We start from the raw sequence: 18,867 nt of genomic DNA on the forward strand, positions 1-18,867 counted from the left end.
GTGAGGGGGCGCAACATGAAGAATAAATACGTTGAAATTTATCATAAACTGGTCAAAGATATTCACAAAGGCGATTACAGAGCAGGGGACACTCTCCCTTCTGAACACGACCTCTGTGCACGATTCGAGACATCCAGAGAGACGATTCGGAAAGCTTTAAATCTGCTTTCCCAGAATGGTTATATTCAGAAAGTACGAGGAAAAGGATCTGTTGTTCTTGACCGTGATAAATTCGAATTTCCTGTATCCGGTTTGACGAGTTTTAAGGAGCTTTCAGAACGTTTGGGGCAAAGTTTCCAAACGCATGTGCATGAACTTACTCTTGTTCAAGAGGCAGAAGTCTGCCGTCAGCTTAATTGCAGGGAAGGTTCTCATCTTTGGAAAGTGGTTCGTTCAAGGGAAATTGGCGGTGAGCGTATCATATTAGATCGAGACTTTCTGAGACAGGACCTTGTGCATGACCTTACCAAAGAAATTGCTCAAACGTCGCTCTATCATTATATAGAAAATGAATTGGGTCTTGATATCAGCTTTGCGAAGAAGGAAATCGTCGTCGAACCGGTAACGGCTGAAGATGAAGAATTTCTGGACTTGAATGGTCATGATCAAGTTGTTGTCATCCGCAGTTATGTCTATTTAGGAGATACGACGGCTCTTCAATTTACAGAATCCAGACACAGACCAGATAAATTTCAATTCGTCGATTTTGCACGGAGAACAAAGGTATAAGGGAAAGGGGGACCAGGTGTTGGTCCCTCTTTGTTTTTTTATCGTTAGACGTTAAAATGAGAATAATCGAATAGTAAGGACGAGGTGGGTAAATTGTTCGTAATTGGAGCAACAAAAAAATTACAAAACGAAATCGATCAACCGATTGGAAAGGTAGAAGAATATACGGAGGTACCCGAGATATACCAGTGGCATGCAAACATCGTCACGATTAATCGAAGAAAATGTCTTTTGCTTATGAACAATGCAACAGGCCTGAATTTGACGTTGTTCGGGTTGAGAAAGCAGCAATTTGAACATCTCGACAATGTCATTAAAGGCTCATTAAAGCAATTGTTTCAACTGTTAGGGATAGAGAAAAAAAATGCCGATCAAATGCTGGATGCAACTGATGAAATCGTTTATACGAAAACCACAAGCCGGAAAGTTCTCGGCATGTTGAATGAGATTAAATTCTTCTCAGAGGATAAGGTAGCAGGCAAAGCTTATGAAGATATAGATGCTGCTGAAATTAATGAATTTAATAATAAAGAACTTGTATTTTCTAATTTGGATCAAATGACTCCTTATAAAGAATTTATTCGTTACTTCGAAAAGCAGTAGTGCTCAGGCACTGCTGCTTTTTTCAAAAACTTTCATTCGTGTATTTTAAATGCGCTTCGTGTAAGGAGGATTTTATATCTTATGTGGCTAATAATAGGGAGGGGGTATGTTTCTTTTATACACATGAGGGTATGTTACATAACAAGGATTTCATAAAATGGAGGGTTATCGAATGTTTTTTAAATCTTTTTTTGATGAAGAGTTAGCACAAATGTCTTACATGATTGGATGCCAAAAGACAGGGGAGGCCATGATCATCGATCCAGCCCGGAACCTATCTCCTTATTATGAAACGGCTGAAAAAGAAGGGTTCCATCTGTCTGCAGCTGCTGAAACTCATATTCACGCAGATTTCCTCTCAGGTGCAAGAGAACTGGCAAATGAAAAGGAATTAAGGTTGTACCTTTCCGATGAAGGTGATGATGATTGGAAGTATCAGTACCTGAACGAAATCAACCATACACTTGTAAAAGATGGTGATGAAATTTATGTAGGGAATGTCAGACTCGATGTGATCCACACCCCTGGACACACACCTGAAAGTCTTTCTTTCTTATTGACTGATGAAGGGGGAGGTTCCTCTGTACCTATGGGAATCTTTACAGGGGACTTTGTCTTCGTTGGTGATGTAGGGCGGCCGGATTTACTTGAAAAAGCGGCCGGGGCAGAAGGAACGGCAAGTAAGGGAGCGTCGGAAATGTATCAGTCCGTCCAACGCTTCAAAGAACTTCCTGATTACGTACAAGTATGGCCGGGACACGGGGCAGGTAGTGCCTGCGGAAAGTCATTAGGAGCCGTCCCTTCTTCCACGATAGGCTATGAAAAAGAAAACAACTGGGCGTTAAAACACACCGATGAAAAAGCATTTACCGAAGAATTACTGGATGGTCAACCTGAACCCCCAAAATATTTCGCTATGATGAAAAAACTAAACAAAGAAGGTCCGTCTCTTCAAAAGGGAAGAGATGTAACGGAAATTTCAGTTTCAGATATGGACCGTTACATGTCTGATGAATATATGGTGGTGGATACAAGACCATCCTCTGAATTTTCAAATGGTCATCTAAAAGGAACCATCAACATTCCATATAATCGATCCTTTACCAATTGGGCAGGTTGGTTAATTGAATATGATCAAAAGATCGTAGTGATCGCATCTAAAGAATCCATCCCGGAAATTAAGCGATCCTTAGAATCAATCGGGTTGGATGACCTTGTTGGTTATGTAGAGGAAGCAGAGATCAATGGTTATGGTGGTTTAGAAACGTACACAAGCATTACACCAGAAGAGCTCGAAAATAAATTCAGAGGACACGAAGATTATGTCATCATCGATGTAAGAAATGATAGCGAATGGGACGATGACCATATCGAAGAAGCCCAGCACATCATGCTTGGCAAGCTAAAAGAAAGTATGGAAGATGTGCCTTCCAACAAAACACCGATTGTCCATTGCCAGTCCGGCATGAGATCAGCGATCGCCGCAAGTTTATTACAGGCTTATGGATATAAGGAAGTGTTGAACTTGAAAGGCGGGTTCTCAGCCTGGAAAGAGCATAAAGAAAAAGTGAACTCCTAATTACGCAAAAACCTGCCCTGACATCAAGGGCAGGTTTTTTAACGTAAAAAAAGACCTCTACCATAAAGATAGAGGCAAAAGTTTGTATAGGTATAGGATTAGGGGAGGTGTTAATTATATAAAAATTGAATTAACACACAAAATTAAAAAACTAAAATCAGTGTTGCAAAATTAAATTTGATCCACAACTAGTGGTCTTGGGTGTAGCTCGTCAGCTGTTTCAATATTGTTAACACCAGCTGATATTGAAACTGCAAGTCCCAATACTGCAATTAGAGCAAATAGCTTTTTCATAAAGCAATACCTCCTAAGTTGGAATATTTATTTAACAAATCAATTGCTAACCTTAAATATTTAGTAGATTTTTTATAACTTCTTTCTGCTTCAAGTAGGTCTGATACAATCATGCAATAACGAATAACAAATCGATGTTGTTTTTTCTCAAGAAAATGGGGGATAGCCTCACTTTCTAAATATTGAGCTGTTTGTTTGTCTTCATTAATAAGCATTGTATAGATTTTTAAATGAATTTGAGCAGTGGTAGTATCCTCTTTAGACGAATCGAGGTAGGAAAAACCTTTGTTTATCCACTCTTTACAATCTTCAAGGTTACCTACTTTATAATTTTCAAATATTAAGCAATAAATAGTTTCAAAAATCTCATGATCTGAAGCTTTTTCCACTCGATAGAAAAGGCTTTTTTTATAGTTCATTAGTGCGGATTCGTAATTGCCTAGTCTTGATTCAATCACACCAATATTGTGATAAATGACACCTAATTGATAGTAATTTTTCGTTTGTGTAGCAACTTTACTAACAAGGTGGTAATTTTCTAAAGCCTTGCCGTAATTTTTTAATCTTCCATAATTTATTCCTAGTAAGATATGGCAATCAGCACTTTTGAATAGATTGTATTGCTTCTGGAAGATTGCTAGAGCATGTTCAGCATTAAAGATTGATGCTGAAATGTTGTTAGCTTGACTAGCACTTAGAGCGAGTAGATAATATAAATCACTTTCTTCCCATCCTTCTAGATCAATTGATGCGCTGTAATTTTTAGCTTCCATCAACTTTAGATAGGAATCTTCATAGTCTCCACGGTAATAACTGACCAGGCCTGAACTTAAATGGAAATAATACTCCATCTCTTCATCAAATGTATCCTCATGCTGACGAATATTTTTCCATACTTCGTAAGCCTCCTCCACCTCGTTTTCTAACAGCAGATGGCGAATGCGGAACAGCTCGAAAAATATATACAAATGATGATTATTCAGCGTATCTTTTTGTTGTTTGAGTTCTTCTTTTAATTCCCTGGCCTCTTCAATCCGCTTAAAGACGATCATCTCATACCATTCCTTCAATTTTTCCTTGGAAGGGTGATGATAGGAAGTGTCGTGGAAATCGAGTCCTAGACGTTCATAGAGGTGTTCAAGTACCTCGAACGCGGGAACGGTTTGATCGTTCTCAATCTTAGACAAATACGCCGGCGAGATTATTCCATCTGCGAGCTGGTTCTGTGTTAGACCCTGCTTCACGCGATGAAATCGAAGCACTTTACCATATTCCATTTTTTCTCACACCTAGTTGATCAACTGTTGATTTTTCAGAGTGTTTGCTCTTTCAAATCTATATTTAGAATACATGTTCGTTCTGGGATTTTCAACAAAATTCACTAGTTTCCCAAGTCGGGAAAATTTTGTGGCTTTAAGGGGACTTTGGAAGGGGGACTTTCATAGATTACCATTTAATGGTTGTTATTGATTTGTATAAAGGAACTTTTTGGAACCTATGAGTAATCATACAACAATAAGGGTATAAAAGGTATAGGAAATTTATAAAAAGTTTCATCAGGACCGTCATCAACTACAAGTGAGAAGGAGGAATAAATGTGGGATATAATGTCACACAAAAGTTAATTAAGGATCACTTGGTAGAGGGGGAGATGAACCCGGGATCGGAAATTGGATTGAAAATTGATCAAACGCTTACACAGGATGCGACCGGTACTATGGTTATGCTCGAACTGGAAGCGATGGGAATTGATCGGGCAAAAACGGAAGCTTCCGCGCAATATGTGGATCATAACTTAATTCAGGAAGATAGTAAGAACCCGGATGATCACCTGTTCCTTGAGAGTGCTGCGAAGCGATTCGGATTGCATTTCAGCAGGCCGGGAAATGGTGTGAGCCACCCTGTTCATATGCAGCGATTAGCGAAGCCGGGGAAGACATTACTAGGTTCGGACAGTCATACATGCGCGAATGGCTGCATGGGAATGCTTGCTATGGGTGCTGGCGGAATTGATGTAGCTATGGCTATTGCCGGTGAACCTTTTTACGTGAAAATGCCGAAAGTTTGGGGAGTGAAAGTAACAGGAGAGCTTCCGGACTGGGTCAGTGCAAAAGATGCCATTTTAGAAATGCTGAAAAGACATGGGGTGAAAGGTGGCGTCAACCATGTCTTTGAATATTATGGTCCTGGTTTGAAAAACTTGACAGCCATGGATCGTCACGTGATTGCAAACATGGGAGCTGAGCTTGGAGCCACGGGCACGGTCTTTCCCTCAGACGAAGAAACGAAGCGTTTTATGAAGCTTCAAGGACGAGAAGATGAGTGGATAGAACTAGTTGCAGATGATGATGCGACGTATGATGTTCATGATGAGCTGGATCTGTCTGCATTGGGTCCAATGGTTGCCAAGCCATCCAGCCCAGGTAATGTTGTTCCTGTAGAGGAAGTAGAAGGAGAACCGATTTACCAGTCATATATCGGTTCGTCAGCAAACCCTGGGTACCGGGATTTTGCGATTGCTTCGAAAATCGTAGAAGGACGGCACATTGCAGATGGGGTATCTTTTGACTTGAATCCTACTTCACGTCAAATGCTCATCGACTTGTCTCAAGAAGGTCATATTGCTAACTTTCTTCAAGCAGGAGGACGATTGCACCAGGCCGGTTGTAACGGTTGTATAGGAATGGGGCAGGCACCAGCGACGGGCAGGAACAGTTTACGTACAACCCCAAGGAACTTCCCAGGACGATCCGGGACGAAAGAGGATAGTGTATTCTTATCAAGTCCTGAAACGGCTGCCGTTTCAGCTCTGACAGGGAAAATTACGGACCCAAGAAAGTCAGACTTCGATTTTCCAAAGGTGAAGGATTTGGAAAAACCAACGGTGGACACACGATTACTTGACGAACCTTTACCTTTTGAGGAAGCGAAAGATGTAGAATTAGTCAAAGGACCTAATGTAGCTTCCATCCCAGAGATGGGTGAACTCCCTGATGACATGGAACTACCGATTTTATTGAAGATGGGGAACGATATCTCCACCGATGAAATTTTAGCAGGTGGTGCCCGAGTGCTTCCTTATCGAAGCAACTTACCGGAAATCAGTAAATTCACGTTCGAAATTGTTGATGAAACGTACTATGATCGAGCTATGGAATCAAGAGAGGACGGTGGTCACGCTGTTGTCGCCGGTGCAAACTACGGGCAGGGATCCAGTCGTGAGCATGCGGCTCTTGCACCTAAATACCTTGGTCTGAAGGTTGCCATTGTCGAAGACTTTGCACGTATCCACTGGCAGAACCTTGCCAACTTTGGAGTTTTGCCATTAACCTTTACTGACCCTTCCGACCTCAATGACTTAGAGCAAGGAGACGTCCTTGTCTTCAAAGGTCTGAGGGATAAAATCAAGCAGTCTTCACAAGTGGAAGTTGAAGTAAAAGGAAAAGATAAAACTCTCAAGCTCGAGCATGCTCTATCTGATCGTCAGATTGAAATCATGCAAATGGGTGGCTTAATCAACTGGGTGAAAAATAGATTGGAATCATAAAAAAACTCCGGCTGGGTTTATCCCGCCGGAGTTTTTAATATATCTATTTAAGATCTTGATGTGTCCAGTGGAGTCAGGCTTTCTTCAATTTCCTGACGCTTGTGTTCCAGGAAAGGAGGAAGAGCGAGACTCTCTCCAAGATGATCTTCGTCCTCATCTGTAGCGAATCCAGGTCCATCTGTAGCCAGTTCAAAAAGGATGTGATTGGCTTCCCGGAAATAAAGGGATTTGAAATAATAGCGATCAACAAGTCCTGAGTTAGGATAACCCGCGGCATGGATGATCTCCTGCCATTTCTGTAGTTCGTCTTCATCATTTACACGGAATGCCACATGGTGAACGCTTCCGCGACCGGGTTTTTCGGGCTGTCCATCAGGTTTTTCTTGCACATGAACTTCTGCACCTGTTCCTCCCTCGCCGGTTTCATAGACCACCCATTGTTCATAGGATCCTTTTTTTCGAAAACCAAGGAGATCAGTAAGGACTTTTTCCGTTTTAGCTGCTTCGTTCACAGTAAGATGAATGGGCCCAAGTCCGATAACTCCGTATTCCTGAGGTACGGAAGAATGTTCCCACGGATGGCCGGCTTCCACTCCGCTATTGTTTTCATCAGATATGAGAATCAATCGTTGTCCTTCAGGGTCTCGGAAAGAGAGGGTCTTTCGGCCAAGTCTTTCTTTTATATCCTCTTGTTCAACAGAATATTCTTCAAAGCGTTTCTTCCAATACTCTAGAGCTTCATCATTTTTTACACGAAGTGATGTAGTAGAAATGCTTCGTGTTCCAGGATACGTGTGACCTGCTCGATGAATTTCGAAAAAAGTTAAGTCTGTGCCCGGGCTCCCTTTCTCGTCCGCATAGAAAAGATGGTACATTGATGGTGAATCTTGGTTTACTGTCTTTTTGACTAAGCGCATGCCCATAATGTTCGTATAAAAATCATAATTGTTTTTTGCATTGGCGGTTATCGCTGAAACGTGATGAATGCCCTTGAGTTGCATGGTCATTCCTCCTTGTGTTCAATTATCTTGAATTCAAGATAATTATATAATCTTTACATAAAACTGTCAAAACTTCTGATTTACGCTTTTCTTTCAAAGGGGAAGATTCTTGTTTGTAAGGATTTTGAGAAATAAGTGATCGGCTTTTGAGCCATAACAGAAGAGGGGAGGAAATCCGCAAGTTGATTGATTTGGATATCGGCTTCCGCTTTTTGCAGCCTCCAATTTTTATGGAGAATAGGGCCTTTGTAAACCTTAGAACGGCCTTTCATCACCCACAAGGCATATCTTTCTGTTAACCAATATAAAAGAGAGCCAGGTTGCGCGTGGATCGGTTCTGATACCGTATGAAAGCTTGCGTGAAAATGAGATTCAGGATATCCCCCATGAATGCGTCTGCTGGTGAATTGATATCCCGTCTCTGTTTGGTCCAGTCTCATTTTTGCATGAACATAAGGCAGTCCGAACAGCGTGCGCGCTATAAATACTCCAAGGGGATGATTGGCATCCAGAGTGATGAAATAGACTCCTGGTTCTCCATTGAACGTAACGTATGTCCGGACATTTAATTCAAGCAGTTGATTTCCGAATGGGAGAGAGGGAAGGGCACGGAAGCGGATATTTTGCATGCGGAAGGGAACGATGGCAATCCAGGCAGAATTGTCATATTCGTCGATCGTAAAAGCAGTCGGAATGAAAGGGTGTAATACTTCTGCGGTTACAGGCCAATGCATGAAAATTAAGTCATTCCACTCTTGATGCATAATCCAATGATTTCGTTCCATGTGTATCACCTCTGTCATGGTTTACCCTCAGGATCATTGAATCATACATCTCTATGTGGTGATGGAGAAGAAGTCATTCTAAATGTTGTTTTTAAGTTTTTTTAGTTTCTCTCTCTTAGTAATTTCTTCTTTTAACAAGCAGATAAACTCATCTTCCAGTTTTAAGTCTAAGGCTTTTTGAAGTGTATCTTTTAGCAGTAATGAAGAGAGCTTTTCGATCATCATGTTTTTTCCCCTTACAGGAACGGTTTCTGTTCTTCCATTGAAACACTTGCTGTTCCTATGACATTATTATTGGAATCATAGATCGGTTTACAAAAAACATCATAGTCAATCGCTCCATCGGAAAGCTTGAATGAGACCACTTTTCTTACTGGTTTCTTTTCTGAAACCACTGTTTTCTTTATGTCTAATAGTTTAGTTGAGGCTTCATCCTTAAAGATTTCATCCAACCTTTTCCCAATAACTTTTTTCAGCATAAAGTTAGAATGGTTATTAAAAAGCCAAGTATAGCGATGTTCTAAGTCGCAATGAGCAATCGTGATCGGAGACCCTGTGAGTGCTGTTTCGAAGGGGTCACTTAACTGCTCAGAAAAGAAAAGTGAAGGGTTAATATGTAGATGGTAAGCAATGCGAGAAGCGACTGTCATGCTGGGATTACGCGTGCCACTTTCAATTTGAGCATAATAGGCACGGTCAATATGCGCTCCTGATGCGACTTCTTGTTGAGTTAATTGTTGTTCTTTTCTTAATTGGATTAGCCATCTCCTCATTTTTTTCACATCCCGATTTCTTTTTCATATAACTAGTTCGATTTTCTTAGCGATATTCCTTGTGGCAGATTGCAACACAGCCATGGAACAGATACTCATCTATTCTCTTTTTTGCCCTGGCATTCTATCAAAAATATAAAAAAAAATCCTATTATCTAGTAAGAATTTGTTATAATCAATCAGTCCGCGATATAAGTAACAATCACACAGAAAAAGAACATCGGGAGGGGGCAGTCAATGACTTGGGAAATATTGAACATACTAGCCGTTTCGGCATTTGCTTTTAGTGGAGCGATTGTAGCTTTAAATGAGAGGTATGATATTTTTGGAACCTTTATTCTTGGTATTGCGACACCATTCGCTGGAGGAATCATCAGGAATATTGCCTTGGATGTACCTGTCGTCCACGTATGGGAACAAGGCTACCTTTTTTATGTAGCTCTCGGTACAATTGCCATTGTTTACTTCTTCCCTAAGACATGGGTCATGACCTGGGATCGGTGGAACATATACCCCGATGCCGTCGGCTTGTCTGCTTTTGCTCTTCAAGGTGCGTCTTTTGCTATAGAAAATGGTTTTCCTCTTGGAGGAATTATATTCGCCGCTATCCTGACTGGTGTCGGGGGAGGGGTGACAAGGGATGTCCTTGCTCAACGGCGTCCCATGGTCATGCACCAGGAAATTTACGCCGTGTGGGCATTGATGGCAGGACTCCTTATAGGGCTGGGGTGGATTAATATTGGAAGCGCCTGGCAAACTTATATGATTTTCCTTCTTGTCATCATCTGCCGTGTCGCCTCCTTCCACCTTGGCTGGCATTTACGTTTCAGAGACCTATACCGCCTGTAAAGCATTGAAGTATTTCTTAAGCAAAATGGCAGGTTTCTTTAAGACTCAGTTTCGAGATGTTTTTTGAGTGGGTGGGGCTGCGGGGAATAACTCGCTTTCCGCGGGAGCGCGTTGAGCCCCCTAGAATGACACGAACATCTCGAAACTGAGTCTTCCACAAACGGGAGCTATAGTGAAAGAAGGCTATAAAAAAGCACTCAGAGTTTGGGATCTCTGAGTGCTTTGTTTTTATTAGTAGCGGAATAAGTCGCCAGAGAGATAACGTTCCCCGGTGTCGGGAGCGATACATACGATGACTTCTCCCGGCTTTTTCTTTTTGGCGACCTGAATGGCTGCCCAACAGGCTGCTCCACAGGAAGTCCCAAGGAGCAAGCCTTCTTCTCGGGCAAGCCTGCGAGTGATGTCATAGGCATCTTCATCTGTCACTTGGAAAATCTCGTCATACACTTCCTGATTTAAAATGGAAGGAACGAAACCGGGGCTTGTCCCCACGAGCTTATGCTTACCGGGCTTTCCGCCGGAAAGGACAGGGGAACCCGCGGGTTCTGCTACATGGATGGTCAAATCCTCGTAACGCTTTTTCAGCTCTTCACCTGTACCTGTTATGGTACCGCCTGTCCCTGCAGTAGATACGAAAGCGGATAGAGGTTTTCCAAGTTCCTCCATAGCTTCTATAATTTCTGCAGCCGTTGTATGGCGGTGGGCGTCTGGGTTGGCCATGTTTTCAAACTGCATAGGCATAAAGCTTCCTTCAATTTCGTTAACCAGTTCTTTCGCTTTTGCGATAGCTCCTGGCATTTTTTCATCTCCAGGTGTGAGAACGATCTCCGCCCCATAGGCTTTCAATAAGTTAATCCGTTCTTGAGTCATCGTATCCGGCATGACAAGAATGGCTTTGTAGCCTCTTGCAGCAGCGTTCATTGCAATTCCGATACCTGTATTTCCACTTGTCGGTTCAATGATCGTTGCCCCTTTTTTAAGGTATCCATCCTTCTCGGCCTGTTCCATCATATTGAAAGCAGCACGGTCTTTGACACTTCCACTTGGATTGTATTTTTCCAGCTTCATATAAATATCGGCTCCGCCTTCAGGAGCAATACGATTCAGCTTTACTAAAGGTGTATCTCCGATGAGATCGGCTATATTGTTAACCACACGCATATTTGTCACTTCCTTATCGTTGGGAATGATAGTCCAATTTTATCATAGTAGGAGGTGCGCATTCACCTGCTTTGCTTATTACTCCATATGATCGGTAACAACTCGTTGAGCGAATTGGAAAGTGTTGCTTGGTACAGCGATCTTAAAAGCCAGTTGATTGGAATTTAAGTTGAAGCGGTCGACCTTCACATTAAAATTACTTGCCGTGTCCATTTGAGTGACAGCAACGTAAATATTCTCTTCATTTGGATTTACTATGACCCATTCTGGTAAGTTGTAGTTGTCTTTCACGAATTCCAGTACCTTTTTATTAGGGAGAGGGAGCTTCCCTAAGGAGATTTTCTCTTGTCTTAGGATGAGATCTCCATTTTTCTGCACTTCAGGATGCAACTCAACGTTAATAGGGATGACCTGATCGAAGGCCTTGATGTTCCCTGATAATGTAACGTTTCGATCTAAGGAGATCGAATAGTCGAATACTGTTTGGGTTGAGAGTTCTGAGAGGTATTCATTGGCGAGCTGCTCCATATTTTCTTTTGTAGAAACGATGGTGAACTCTGCATCCGGGCTTTCTTTCTCCTGATCCACATTTACGATGGTATAAGAGCTTGGTAAGAAAACTAAAGCGACAAGCCAAATGACAACTCCCATATTAATCAAAGCCAAAAGCCAAAAGGATGTTCTCCATTTATTATTTAACAATAGTCGTTTCATCTTATACATTCCACCTGTTATTGTTCGATGTCTTCTCTAATGTATTGTAACACGCGCTCAGCCATCTTCTTATAACCTCTTTCATTCGGATGGAAAAGGTCTTCTTCCCAAAGGAGTTCTTCTTCGTTTCCTTCAAACAAGTCTCTGATGGGGATGAAGGTGGCTTGTTCGTAATCGTCAGTTACTCGACGGCTGATTTCGTTCCAATCCCCCATAATTTTCCCAAGTTCAGGAATGTTCATGAAGTATTGGTTGAAAGGGTTATAGAGCCCCACCAGGTATACCGGTGCTTCTGAATTAAGTTCCTGAATCCGACTGAAAATGTCGCGCATCCGGTTTTCATACCCATCTTGTTCCTCCACAAAGTCCTGATAATTCAAGTTTGTAAAGTTATTCTTCACCACTTTCATGACATCGTTCGCCCCTATGGTAATAAGAATCAAGTCTGCTTCTCGCAGGGAATTGGCAATTTCCTCGTCTTCCATCCGTTCCAGCATTTGGTCTGTTCGATTTCCACGTTTTCCGTAGTTTGTTATATCCAGGGTTTCTGTATTCGGATTGGCATTGAATGTTTTTTCAAGAATTCCAATATATCCACCGTTTTCCGTGGAGTCTCCAACACCTTGTGTCAAAGAGTCACCAATTGCTACGATATCCAGGTCATCTTTAATAAAAACATCCCGGGCACTTTCAATCACACTAGTAAAGACCTCACGTAATCCTTCACTCAGTTTCCCTTCTGTTGCTTCACTTTCCTGTTCATCTTCTTCGGGTTTTTCGGTTTCTGTTTGTTCTTCTTGAGCGGGGATGGTTTCCGCAGTTTTCTGTGAGCCTTTCGATTCAGTCGACGGTTCTTCTTCCGGGGTATATATAAAAGCTGCTATGATAAAAAAGGCGATCAAGAAGGAGAGTGCGACGGCTGCCATCCATCTCCATTTTTTCAAGGCTAAATCCCTCCTGAAGGGTAATCTCACTTCTATTATATGTGCTTCCCATCTAATGGGAAATGAAAAGTTTTAACCACAATTATATCATGGTCCTATACAATAGACATACGGAAAAGAGTGTAAGAAGATGAGGGTAAGAAAATAAAACCGCTAAGCAGGAGGGGAATCGATGGACACACAAATGACGATTTCCGTTCGAGACCTTGTCTCCTATGTGTACAGGACGGGGAGTATTGACGAACGTTTTCAAACGAATACAGCGCTTGTGGAAGGAACGGCCATCCATCAAGAAGTTCAGAAGAAATATAAAGAAACGGACGAATCCGAAGTATTCCTTGAATATGAGTTTTATCAAGAAGGGGTAAACCTTAAGGTTCAAGGGAGGTGCGATGGATTATTGGACACGGAAGAAGGACCGGTGATTGATGAAATCAAATCCACTTCAAGGGATCTTGATGAAATTGATGATACCACTTATCCCCTTTATTGGGCTCAAGCTAAAGGATATGCCTTTATCTATGCAGCACAGGAAAAGATTCCTAATATCCAGGTGCAGTTGACGTATGTGCAGAAAAGAACAAAAGACAAAAAGCGGATCCTCCGTACGTTTACATACGAGGAATTGCATCAATTCATGGGAGAAACAGTAAGAGAATACGCATCATATGCGCGGATTCTTCTCCATATACGAGAGCAAAAAGAAAAGACAGTCCCTGATTTGAACTTTCCATTTCCGAGTTATCGTGACGGTCAGCGAAAACTGGCAGGAAGTGTTTACCGCACTATTGAGGAAAAGAGAAATCTGTTTGCTCAAGCTCCGACAGGGATTGGGAAGACGATATCCTCACTTTTTCCAGCTATTAAAGCCTTACAGTTGGATGGTTTGGAAAGAATTTATTATTTAACGGCAAAGACAATAACAAGGGCGACGGCAGAAGAAGCTTTACTGAAGATGGGAGAGACAGGACTGAAGCTTCGGTCGGTTACATTGACAGCAAAAGATAAAATCTGTTTCCAGGAAGAAACGATTTGTCAGCCAGACTATTGTGAATTTGCTGATGGCTACTATGACCGAATCAATGGAGCGATTGTCGATATTCTGCTTCATGAAACACAAATGACACGTTCGGTTATTGAATCTTATGCAAGGAAACATAAAGTTTGCCCCTTTGAATTTTCACTGGACCTTACCGATGTGTCTGACGTGATTATTGGTGACTACAATTATATCTTCGACCCTCGGGTTTCGTTGAAGCGGCTGATGCCTGATCGAAAGAAAAAAACAGCCCTGCTCGTGGATGAAAGCCATAATCTTGTCGAGCGTGCTCGCGAGATGTATTCGGCCTCCATTGCTAAGCAATCCTATGAAAGCATTGCGGCTGAATGGGAGGGCGAAGAAGATCACTTAGTCAAAGTGGCTGAGGCGATTGGAAAAGATTTAGAGCGTTTTTATTCTCCCACTGAGGAATTCATCCAACTGGAGCAGGTGCCGGGAGAGTTGGAAGAAAACATAGAACGCTTCCTGTCAGAGGCAGAATCGCTTTTACAAGAGAATACGGAAGGGGAAAGATCTGAACGGCTGGTGGATGTGTATTTTCAGTCTCAGAGGTTTTTGAAAATACTAGAATATGTGGATGAACACTACCGTTTGTTGGGGGAGAGTACGAGAGAGGGAGACTTCGTATTGAAGCTGTTTTGTCTCGATCCATCACACGTCCTGCGAGAAACGACGAAAACGTTCAGGTCAGCGGTGTTTTTTTCAGCGACTCTTTCCCCGTTTGCTTATTATAAAGAGATGCTTGGGGGAACCAAAGACGATTATATCTTACATTTACCTTCCCCTTACGACTCTTCGCAAATTGATGTAATGATCACTCCTTTGTCTACGAGGTATAAGAGTAGGGAGAAGACAGTTGGTGAGCTGACTAAACGCCTTAATGATCAGGTCGAACTTCATGAAGGGAATCACCTTTTCTTTTTCCCCTCCTATCACTATATGGAAATGGTCTATCGTGAGTTCAAGAACGTCTCTTCTGTGGATGCGGTCATGCAGGAGCGGGGAATGGATGAAGAAAGAAGAGAAGATTTTCTTGCTCAATTCGAGGAAGGAGGGAGACTCGTCGGTTTCGCTGTGCTGGGAGGAATATTCTCGGAAGGTGTAGACCTCCGCGGAGATCGTTTAAACGGTGTAGCGGTGGTAGGTATCGGGCTTGCTCCCAGAAGTTTTGAAAAGGAATTGATTAAAGATTACTTTAATCAAAAAGGAAGAAACGGCTATGATTACGCCTATGTTTATCCGGGTATGAACAAGGTGCTCCAGGCAGGTGGACGGTTGATCCGTTCAGAAGAAGATCATGGATCGATCCAACTTGTCGATGACCGCTTTCTTTCGAGTAAATATTTGCAGCTTCTTCCTGATGATTGGGGAAATTATCGAATTCTTAAATGATTTGATTTCCCAGGAAATATTGTGCCGGAAAATGAGAGGGAAGGTGGAGAAGAGTCAAATCTTCTCCATAATATCATGGCAGAAATCATGGACTTCTGAACGACTGGAACTCGATATTCCATAAATGTCGTAAACGGTTTGGTCAACGATTGTCTGCCAATCGTTGGTGGGGAAAGAGGGATCTTCTTTTTTCTTTTCAACGATACTCCGCGCTGTTTCAATCATTACCTGCTTTTGAAAAGGATCAGGTTCTATGTAGGGAATCTTCTTGATGTAGCCTGACGTGATCATGTTGGTGCGGTTGAGAACTTTTCTTACCATGTATTTGATCAACTTACTATTTAACAGCCCGAGAAAATAGTATAAATCCTCCTCATGTTCTGGAAAGAGGTTAGCGTTCACACCGAACAAGGAACCCTCCGGAAGCAAGGCAGCTGAGAAGTCCACTCCCATGGACGAGCAGGTAATACCTTTTTTATAGAAATAGGACCGGTTCCGTACCGTGAAGTTCCCCTCTCTCTGAACATAGGCCGGCCAATCCCGATGGATGTAGTATTTTGGTTTATAATACCAAGCATCTTTCCTCCCGCCATTCTTATAAAAAGGGATCCAGTCAGAAGGAGCATGCCCCTCCTCGAATGTGCGTAGGAAAGAACGATCATCTCCAGTAGATATGCCTGTTCCTCCATTAAGGACACTTCCCAGCGGCTCATAAGAGGCCTCGAAATGCCTCAGGATATCTTCAGGGACATTGATCGCAAAGTTATATGAGGGCATCTGCCAAAATGTTTGCTGTGATAGAAACTGGACCGTGTCCTCTGGTGGGTGGTCGTAGTCCTGGACTTTTAAACGATCTACCAACCTCATTTGTTGGGGGGCATGTCTTTTGCTGTTTCTTTTCTTTAGAGTAATGATGGCTGTACGTACATCAGCTTTTCCTTTATGGAAAAGCCGTCTGGGAGCAAGCACGATTTCTTTAATTTCGGTCTCTTTCAGTAGGAATTCACGAAAGTTTTTGTAGTAGATGTTGGTAAGAAAGGAGTCTTGTACAATCATTGTCATCACTCCGCCCGGTTTTAGACATTGTATGCCTTTGTGAATGAAGAGGGAGTATAAGTTATGAATGCCGATTTTACCAAATTCGCGTTGGATTCTTTCTTGGTTTTCTGAAAAGTAAGGACTTTGGCGTTTAGATTTATAGGGAGGATTACCTATGATCGCGTCATATTGTTCACTTTGATTAACCTTTAAAAAATCTTCATAGTAAAAATGAACGTCAGGGTGTGGTGGCGCTATGTTTCGATCGATATCCAAGGCATAGAGTTTTTTTGCTGAGATGCCTTCTTCCAACAATGTATGGATGAAAATACCGTCTCCGGTGGCTGGGTCGAGAATCTTCAATCCGCTCTTTTTGGGAAGTTCTGATAGAAGCTTCTGAGTCATATATTGCACGGTTTCTTTCGGGGTCGTATATTGCCCCATCTTCCTTTGAGGAGAAAACATATACTCCCCCTCCTACTTTTTGAGTCTATACTACTACAAATATAGGGAAAAGTCACCATATAATAGGTTATTAAGTACTGGTTAAAAAGAATTATAAGGAGTGGTATAAAGATGCCATGGATAAAACCTGTCAAACAAAAGGAAATGAAGGAATTAAATGTTCAAAGCCACGCCCCACATCCAGCCCCTTTGTTCGATCGTCTGCTTGCGCATGACGAAAAGTTGTATGAAGCTTTTCTTCCATTACAAAAAGCTATAAAAGAGACCAACATGCCTGACGATCTAAGAGAAGCAGTCATCACGTTCGTTTCTATGAAAAATGGCTGTAAATACTGTACGGATAGTCACTCCAAATTACTTAAAGAACTGGTAGATAAAGAAGATGTACTGGGTTGGCTCAGCAATTATAAGGAATCTGGCATGAATGAGGAATGGAAAGCAGTGCTTATGTATGCGGAGCATTTAATTGATAAACCAGTAAAAGTGACGAAGGCAGACGTGGAACGGCTGAAAGAGCATGGTTATGATGCTCAAAACATAGCAGCGTTGAATCAGACCGTTGCTTATACAAGTTATACGAACCAACTCTCAATGGGGTTGGGATTATAAACCCCAAAAAGGAGTGCCGCTTATGATGGCACTCCTTTTTGTTAACTTTAAAAAAACAAAGTTGACATTATAGGGTGAATTTTCGTATCTTAATAGTAGTCAAAGAGATTTTATATGTAGGGGGACACCGTAATGAAGTCATCTCGTTTCTCGGCTTACGACATTACTTTGGGAAGCTTATTCGTTGCTCTCATGGCAATCGGAGCCAATATCACAGCTTTCATGCCATTTTTACAGGTCATGGGCGTACCGCTCACCCTTCAAACATTTTTTGCCATCCTGGCAGGACTTGTTCTGGGTAGCAGATTAGGTTCATTTTCTGTTCTTGTTTACGCTCTTTTAGGGCTGGCAGGTGCACCGATTTTTGCTGGATTTTCTGGGGGGATCTCGGTTTTGGTATCCCCGACTTTTGGATTTATTGTTTCCTATGTAATCTTAGCCTTTTTTGTTGGTAAGATTGCGGAGTCTAAACGAAACCTGGCGACCTATATCACCGCAGCCCTTGTCGGCATTGTGTTGAATTATTTTATTGGTGTCAATCTTTTCTATCTCGCTCTGAACTTTTGGGTTGGAGGGGAAGGCATTGGATTCGTTTTGGCTTGGTCAAGCATGGTACCATTTTTAATTAAAGATGTAGCCTTAGCTATTGTGGCCGCTTATTTTGCGATACGATTAGAGAAAACATTGCTGCAGAGTACACCGCTAAGACAAGCCGCATAAGAAAAGAGATCCGCTATGAGGAGCGGATCTCTTTTTATGCATTTTCGGAAATTTGTTTTCCATGAACGAAAGTCATAATCGCAAATAGGACGAAAGCTATAAGCAGAACGGTCCCTCCGACGATGAAGAAGATCGTGTTGAATGTATTCAAACCCGGAAGCGGTTGGGTATAATACAGCCACATACCCAAGGTTAATCCAAACACTCCGAAGAAAGATGTCCATACGTGCGCTGTCGCCAGCTTAGAATCTTTGGGTATGGAGAACACTCTATAATAAACACCGAAAGCGAAAAGAGAAAGCCATCCAACAACGAGGATGTGAGCGTGTATTGCGCTTAATTGCAGTCCTCCTCCGCCGGCCATATGCGAACCCATAAATGCGCCGATCAATGCGTAAATCGCAGCTACCCGCACAAAAAAACGAGTACGGTCCATAATCGTTCACCTCCTAATTTTTTCATCACCTTTCGCCATTATATCGAATGCTCCTCATAATGAGAACGGAAAAGGTAAAAGTGTCGCTAAACGTTCACTCCCGTTTTCGGACTTTTGTGTGATTTGGATTGCTCGATCGTTTGAGCTATGATGAAAAAAGAAGCAAAG

19 protein-coding genes are annotated in these 18,867 nt (G+C 42.1%); 8 read left to right on the top strand and 11 right to left on the bottom strand.

Annotated features, from left to right (window positions below; translation table 11 throughout):
- Positions 1-15 precede the first annotated feature (15 nt).
- The 3 genes from treR to J0K78_RS10150 all read left to right on the top strand — a co-directional run bounded on the left by treR (position 16) and on the right by J0K78_RS10150 (position 2,911).
- Complete coding sequence (gene treR, locus J0K78_RS10140) at positions 16-729, top strand: trehalose operon repressor (RefSeq protein WP_206946650.1); 714 nt, start codon at positions 16-18, stop codon at positions 727-729.
- Positions 730-813: 84 nt separating this feature from the next.
- Positions 814-1,332, top strand: coding sequence for a DUF6933 domain-containing protein (locus tag J0K78_RS10145; protein WP_370551108.1), 519 nt, complete (start codon positions 814-816; stop codon positions 1,330-1,332).
- A gap of 172 nt (positions 1,333-1,504) precedes the next feature.
- Positions 1,505-2,911, top strand: a complete 1,407-nt coding sequence (locus tag J0K78_RS10150; RefSeq protein WP_206946654.1) for an MBL fold metallo-hydrolase — start codon at positions 1,505-1,507, stop codon at positions 2,909-2,911.
- A 171-nt stretch (positions 2,912-3,082) separates the two neighbouring features.
- On the opposite strand, the gene J0K78_RS20170 is transcribed toward J0K78_RS10150, so the two are convergent.
- Positions 3,083-3,205: a hypothetical protein gene (locus J0K78_RS20170; protein ID WP_255534795.1), complete on the bottom strand. Its 123-nt coding sequence runs from the start codon at positions 3,203-3,205 to the stop codon at positions 3,083-3,085.
- A complete protein-coding gene (locus J0K78_RS10155) occupies positions 3,202-4,482 on the bottom strand; it encodes a helix-turn-helix transcriptional regulator (RefSeq protein ID WP_206946656.1) in 1,281 nt (426 codons plus the stop codon). The genes J0K78_RS20170 and J0K78_RS10155 overlap by 4 nt, the downstream gene beginning before the upstream one ends.
- Positions 4,483-4,802: 320 nt before the next feature.
- Here J0K78_RS10155 and J0K78_RS10160 point away from each other — a divergent pair, with 320 nt between their 5' ends.
- The gene (locus J0K78_RS10160; RefSeq protein WP_206946658.1) at positions 4,803-6,752 is read left to right on the top strand and encodes an aconitate hydratase; all 1,950 of its coding nucleotides are present in this window, start codon (positions 4,803-4,805) and stop codon (positions 6,750-6,752) included.
- 47 nt (positions 6,753-6,799) lie between these two features.
- Here the strand turns inward: J0K78_RS10160 and J0K78_RS10165 are convergent, their stop codons facing one another.
- From J0K78_RS10165 to J0K78_RS10180, 4 genes are all read right to left on the bottom strand, one after another.
- Positions 6,800-7,753, bottom strand: a complete 954-nt coding sequence (locus tag J0K78_RS10165) for a ring-cleaving dioxygenase (protein ID WP_206946659.1) — start codon at positions 7,751-7,753, stop codon at positions 6,800-6,802.
- Positions 7,754-7,833: 80 nt separating this feature from the next.
- On the bottom strand, positions 7,834-8,538 hold the full coding sequence (locus J0K78_RS10170) for a YqjF family protein (protein WP_206946660.1): 705 nt from the start codon (positions 8,536-8,538) through the stop codon (positions 7,834-7,836).
- A 78-nt stretch (positions 8,539-8,616) separates the two neighbouring features.
- Positions 8,617-8,763 carry a sporulation histidine kinase inhibitor Sda gene (gene sda, locus J0K78_RS10175; RefSeq protein ID WP_242517809.1) on the bottom strand — a complete coding sequence of 49 codons (147 nt, stop codon included), beginning with the start codon at positions 8,761-8,763 and terminating at the stop codon, positions 8,617-8,619.
- 11 nt (positions 8,764-8,774) lie between these two features.
- Positions 8,775-9,311, bottom strand: a complete 537-nt coding sequence (locus J0K78_RS10180; protein ID WP_206946662.1) for a helix-turn-helix domain-containing protein — start codon at positions 9,309-9,311, stop codon at positions 8,775-8,777.
- Between the two features lie 237 nt (positions 9,312-9,548).
- Between J0K78_RS10180 and J0K78_RS10185 the strand changes: the two genes are divergently transcribed.
- Positions 9,549-10,160 (top strand): trimeric intracellular cation channel family protein, encoded by a 612-nt coding sequence (locus tag J0K78_RS10185; protein WP_206946664.1) that lies wholly within the window; start codon positions 9,549-9,551, stop codon positions 10,158-10,160.
- Between the two features lie 231 nt (positions 10,161-10,391).
- Here J0K78_RS10185 and cysK read toward each other — a convergent pair whose 3' ends face one another.
- The 3 genes from cysK to J0K78_RS10200 all read right to left on the bottom strand — a co-directional run bounded on the left by cysK (position 10,392) and on the right by J0K78_RS10200 (position 12,979).
- Positions 10,392-11,321, bottom strand: a complete 930-nt coding sequence (cysK, locus tag J0K78_RS10190) for a cysteine synthase A (protein ID WP_206946666.1) — start codon at positions 11,319-11,321, stop codon at positions 10,392-10,394.
- Positions 11,322-11,399: 78 nt separating this feature from the next.
- Positions 11,400-12,035, bottom strand: coding sequence for a YpmS family protein (locus tag J0K78_RS10195; RefSeq protein ID WP_206946668.1), 636 nt, complete (start codon positions 12,033-12,035; stop codon positions 11,400-11,402).
- Positions 12,036-12,052: 17 nt separating this feature from the next.
- On the bottom strand, positions 12,053-12,979 hold the full coding sequence (locus J0K78_RS10200; RefSeq protein ID WP_206946670.1) for an SGNH/GDSL hydrolase family protein: 927 nt from the start codon (positions 12,977-12,979) through the stop codon (positions 12,053-12,055).
- Positions 12,980-13,151: 172 nt separating this feature from the next.
- On the opposite strand from J0K78_RS10200, the gene J0K78_RS10205 reads away from it, so the two are divergent.
- Complete coding sequence (locus tag J0K78_RS10205; RefSeq protein WP_206946672.1) at positions 13,152-15,431, top strand: ATP-dependent DNA helicase; 2,280 nt, start codon at positions 13,152-13,154, stop codon at positions 15,429-15,431.
- A gap of 54 nt (positions 15,432-15,485) precedes the next feature.
- Here J0K78_RS10205 and J0K78_RS10210 read toward each other — a convergent pair whose 3' ends face one another.
- Positions 15,486-16,934 carry an HsdM family class I SAM-dependent methyltransferase gene (locus tag J0K78_RS10210; protein WP_206946674.1) on the bottom strand — a complete coding sequence of 483 codons (1,449 nt, stop codon included), beginning with the start codon at positions 16,932-16,934 and terminating at the stop codon, positions 15,486-15,488.
- A gap of 111 nt (positions 16,935-17,045) precedes the next feature.
- On the opposite strand from J0K78_RS10210, the gene J0K78_RS10215 reads away from it, so the two are divergent.
- Positions 17,046-17,543: a carboxymuconolactone decarboxylase family protein gene (locus J0K78_RS10215; RefSeq protein ID WP_206946676.1), complete on the top strand. Its 498-nt coding sequence runs from the start codon at positions 17,046-17,048 to the stop codon at positions 17,541-17,543.
- Positions 17,544-17,675: 132 nt separating this feature from the next.
- Entirely contained in the window at positions 17,676-18,263 is a 588-nt protein-coding gene (locus J0K78_RS10220) for a biotin transporter BioY (protein WP_206946678.1), read from the top strand.
- 34 nt (positions 18,264-18,297) lie between these two features.
- On the opposite strand, the gene J0K78_RS10225 is transcribed toward J0K78_RS10220, so the two are convergent.
- Positions 18,298-18,699, bottom strand: coding sequence for a hypothetical protein (locus tag J0K78_RS10225; protein ID WP_206946680.1), 402 nt, complete (start codon positions 18,697-18,699; stop codon positions 18,298-18,300).
- Positions 18,700-18,867: the final 168 nt, after the last annotated feature.

It is taken from the genome of Halobacillus sp. GSS1, from assembly GCF_017307035.1.
Classification (GTDB): Bacteria; Bacillota; Bacilli; order Bacillales; family Halobacillaceae; genus Halobacillus; species Halobacillus litoralis.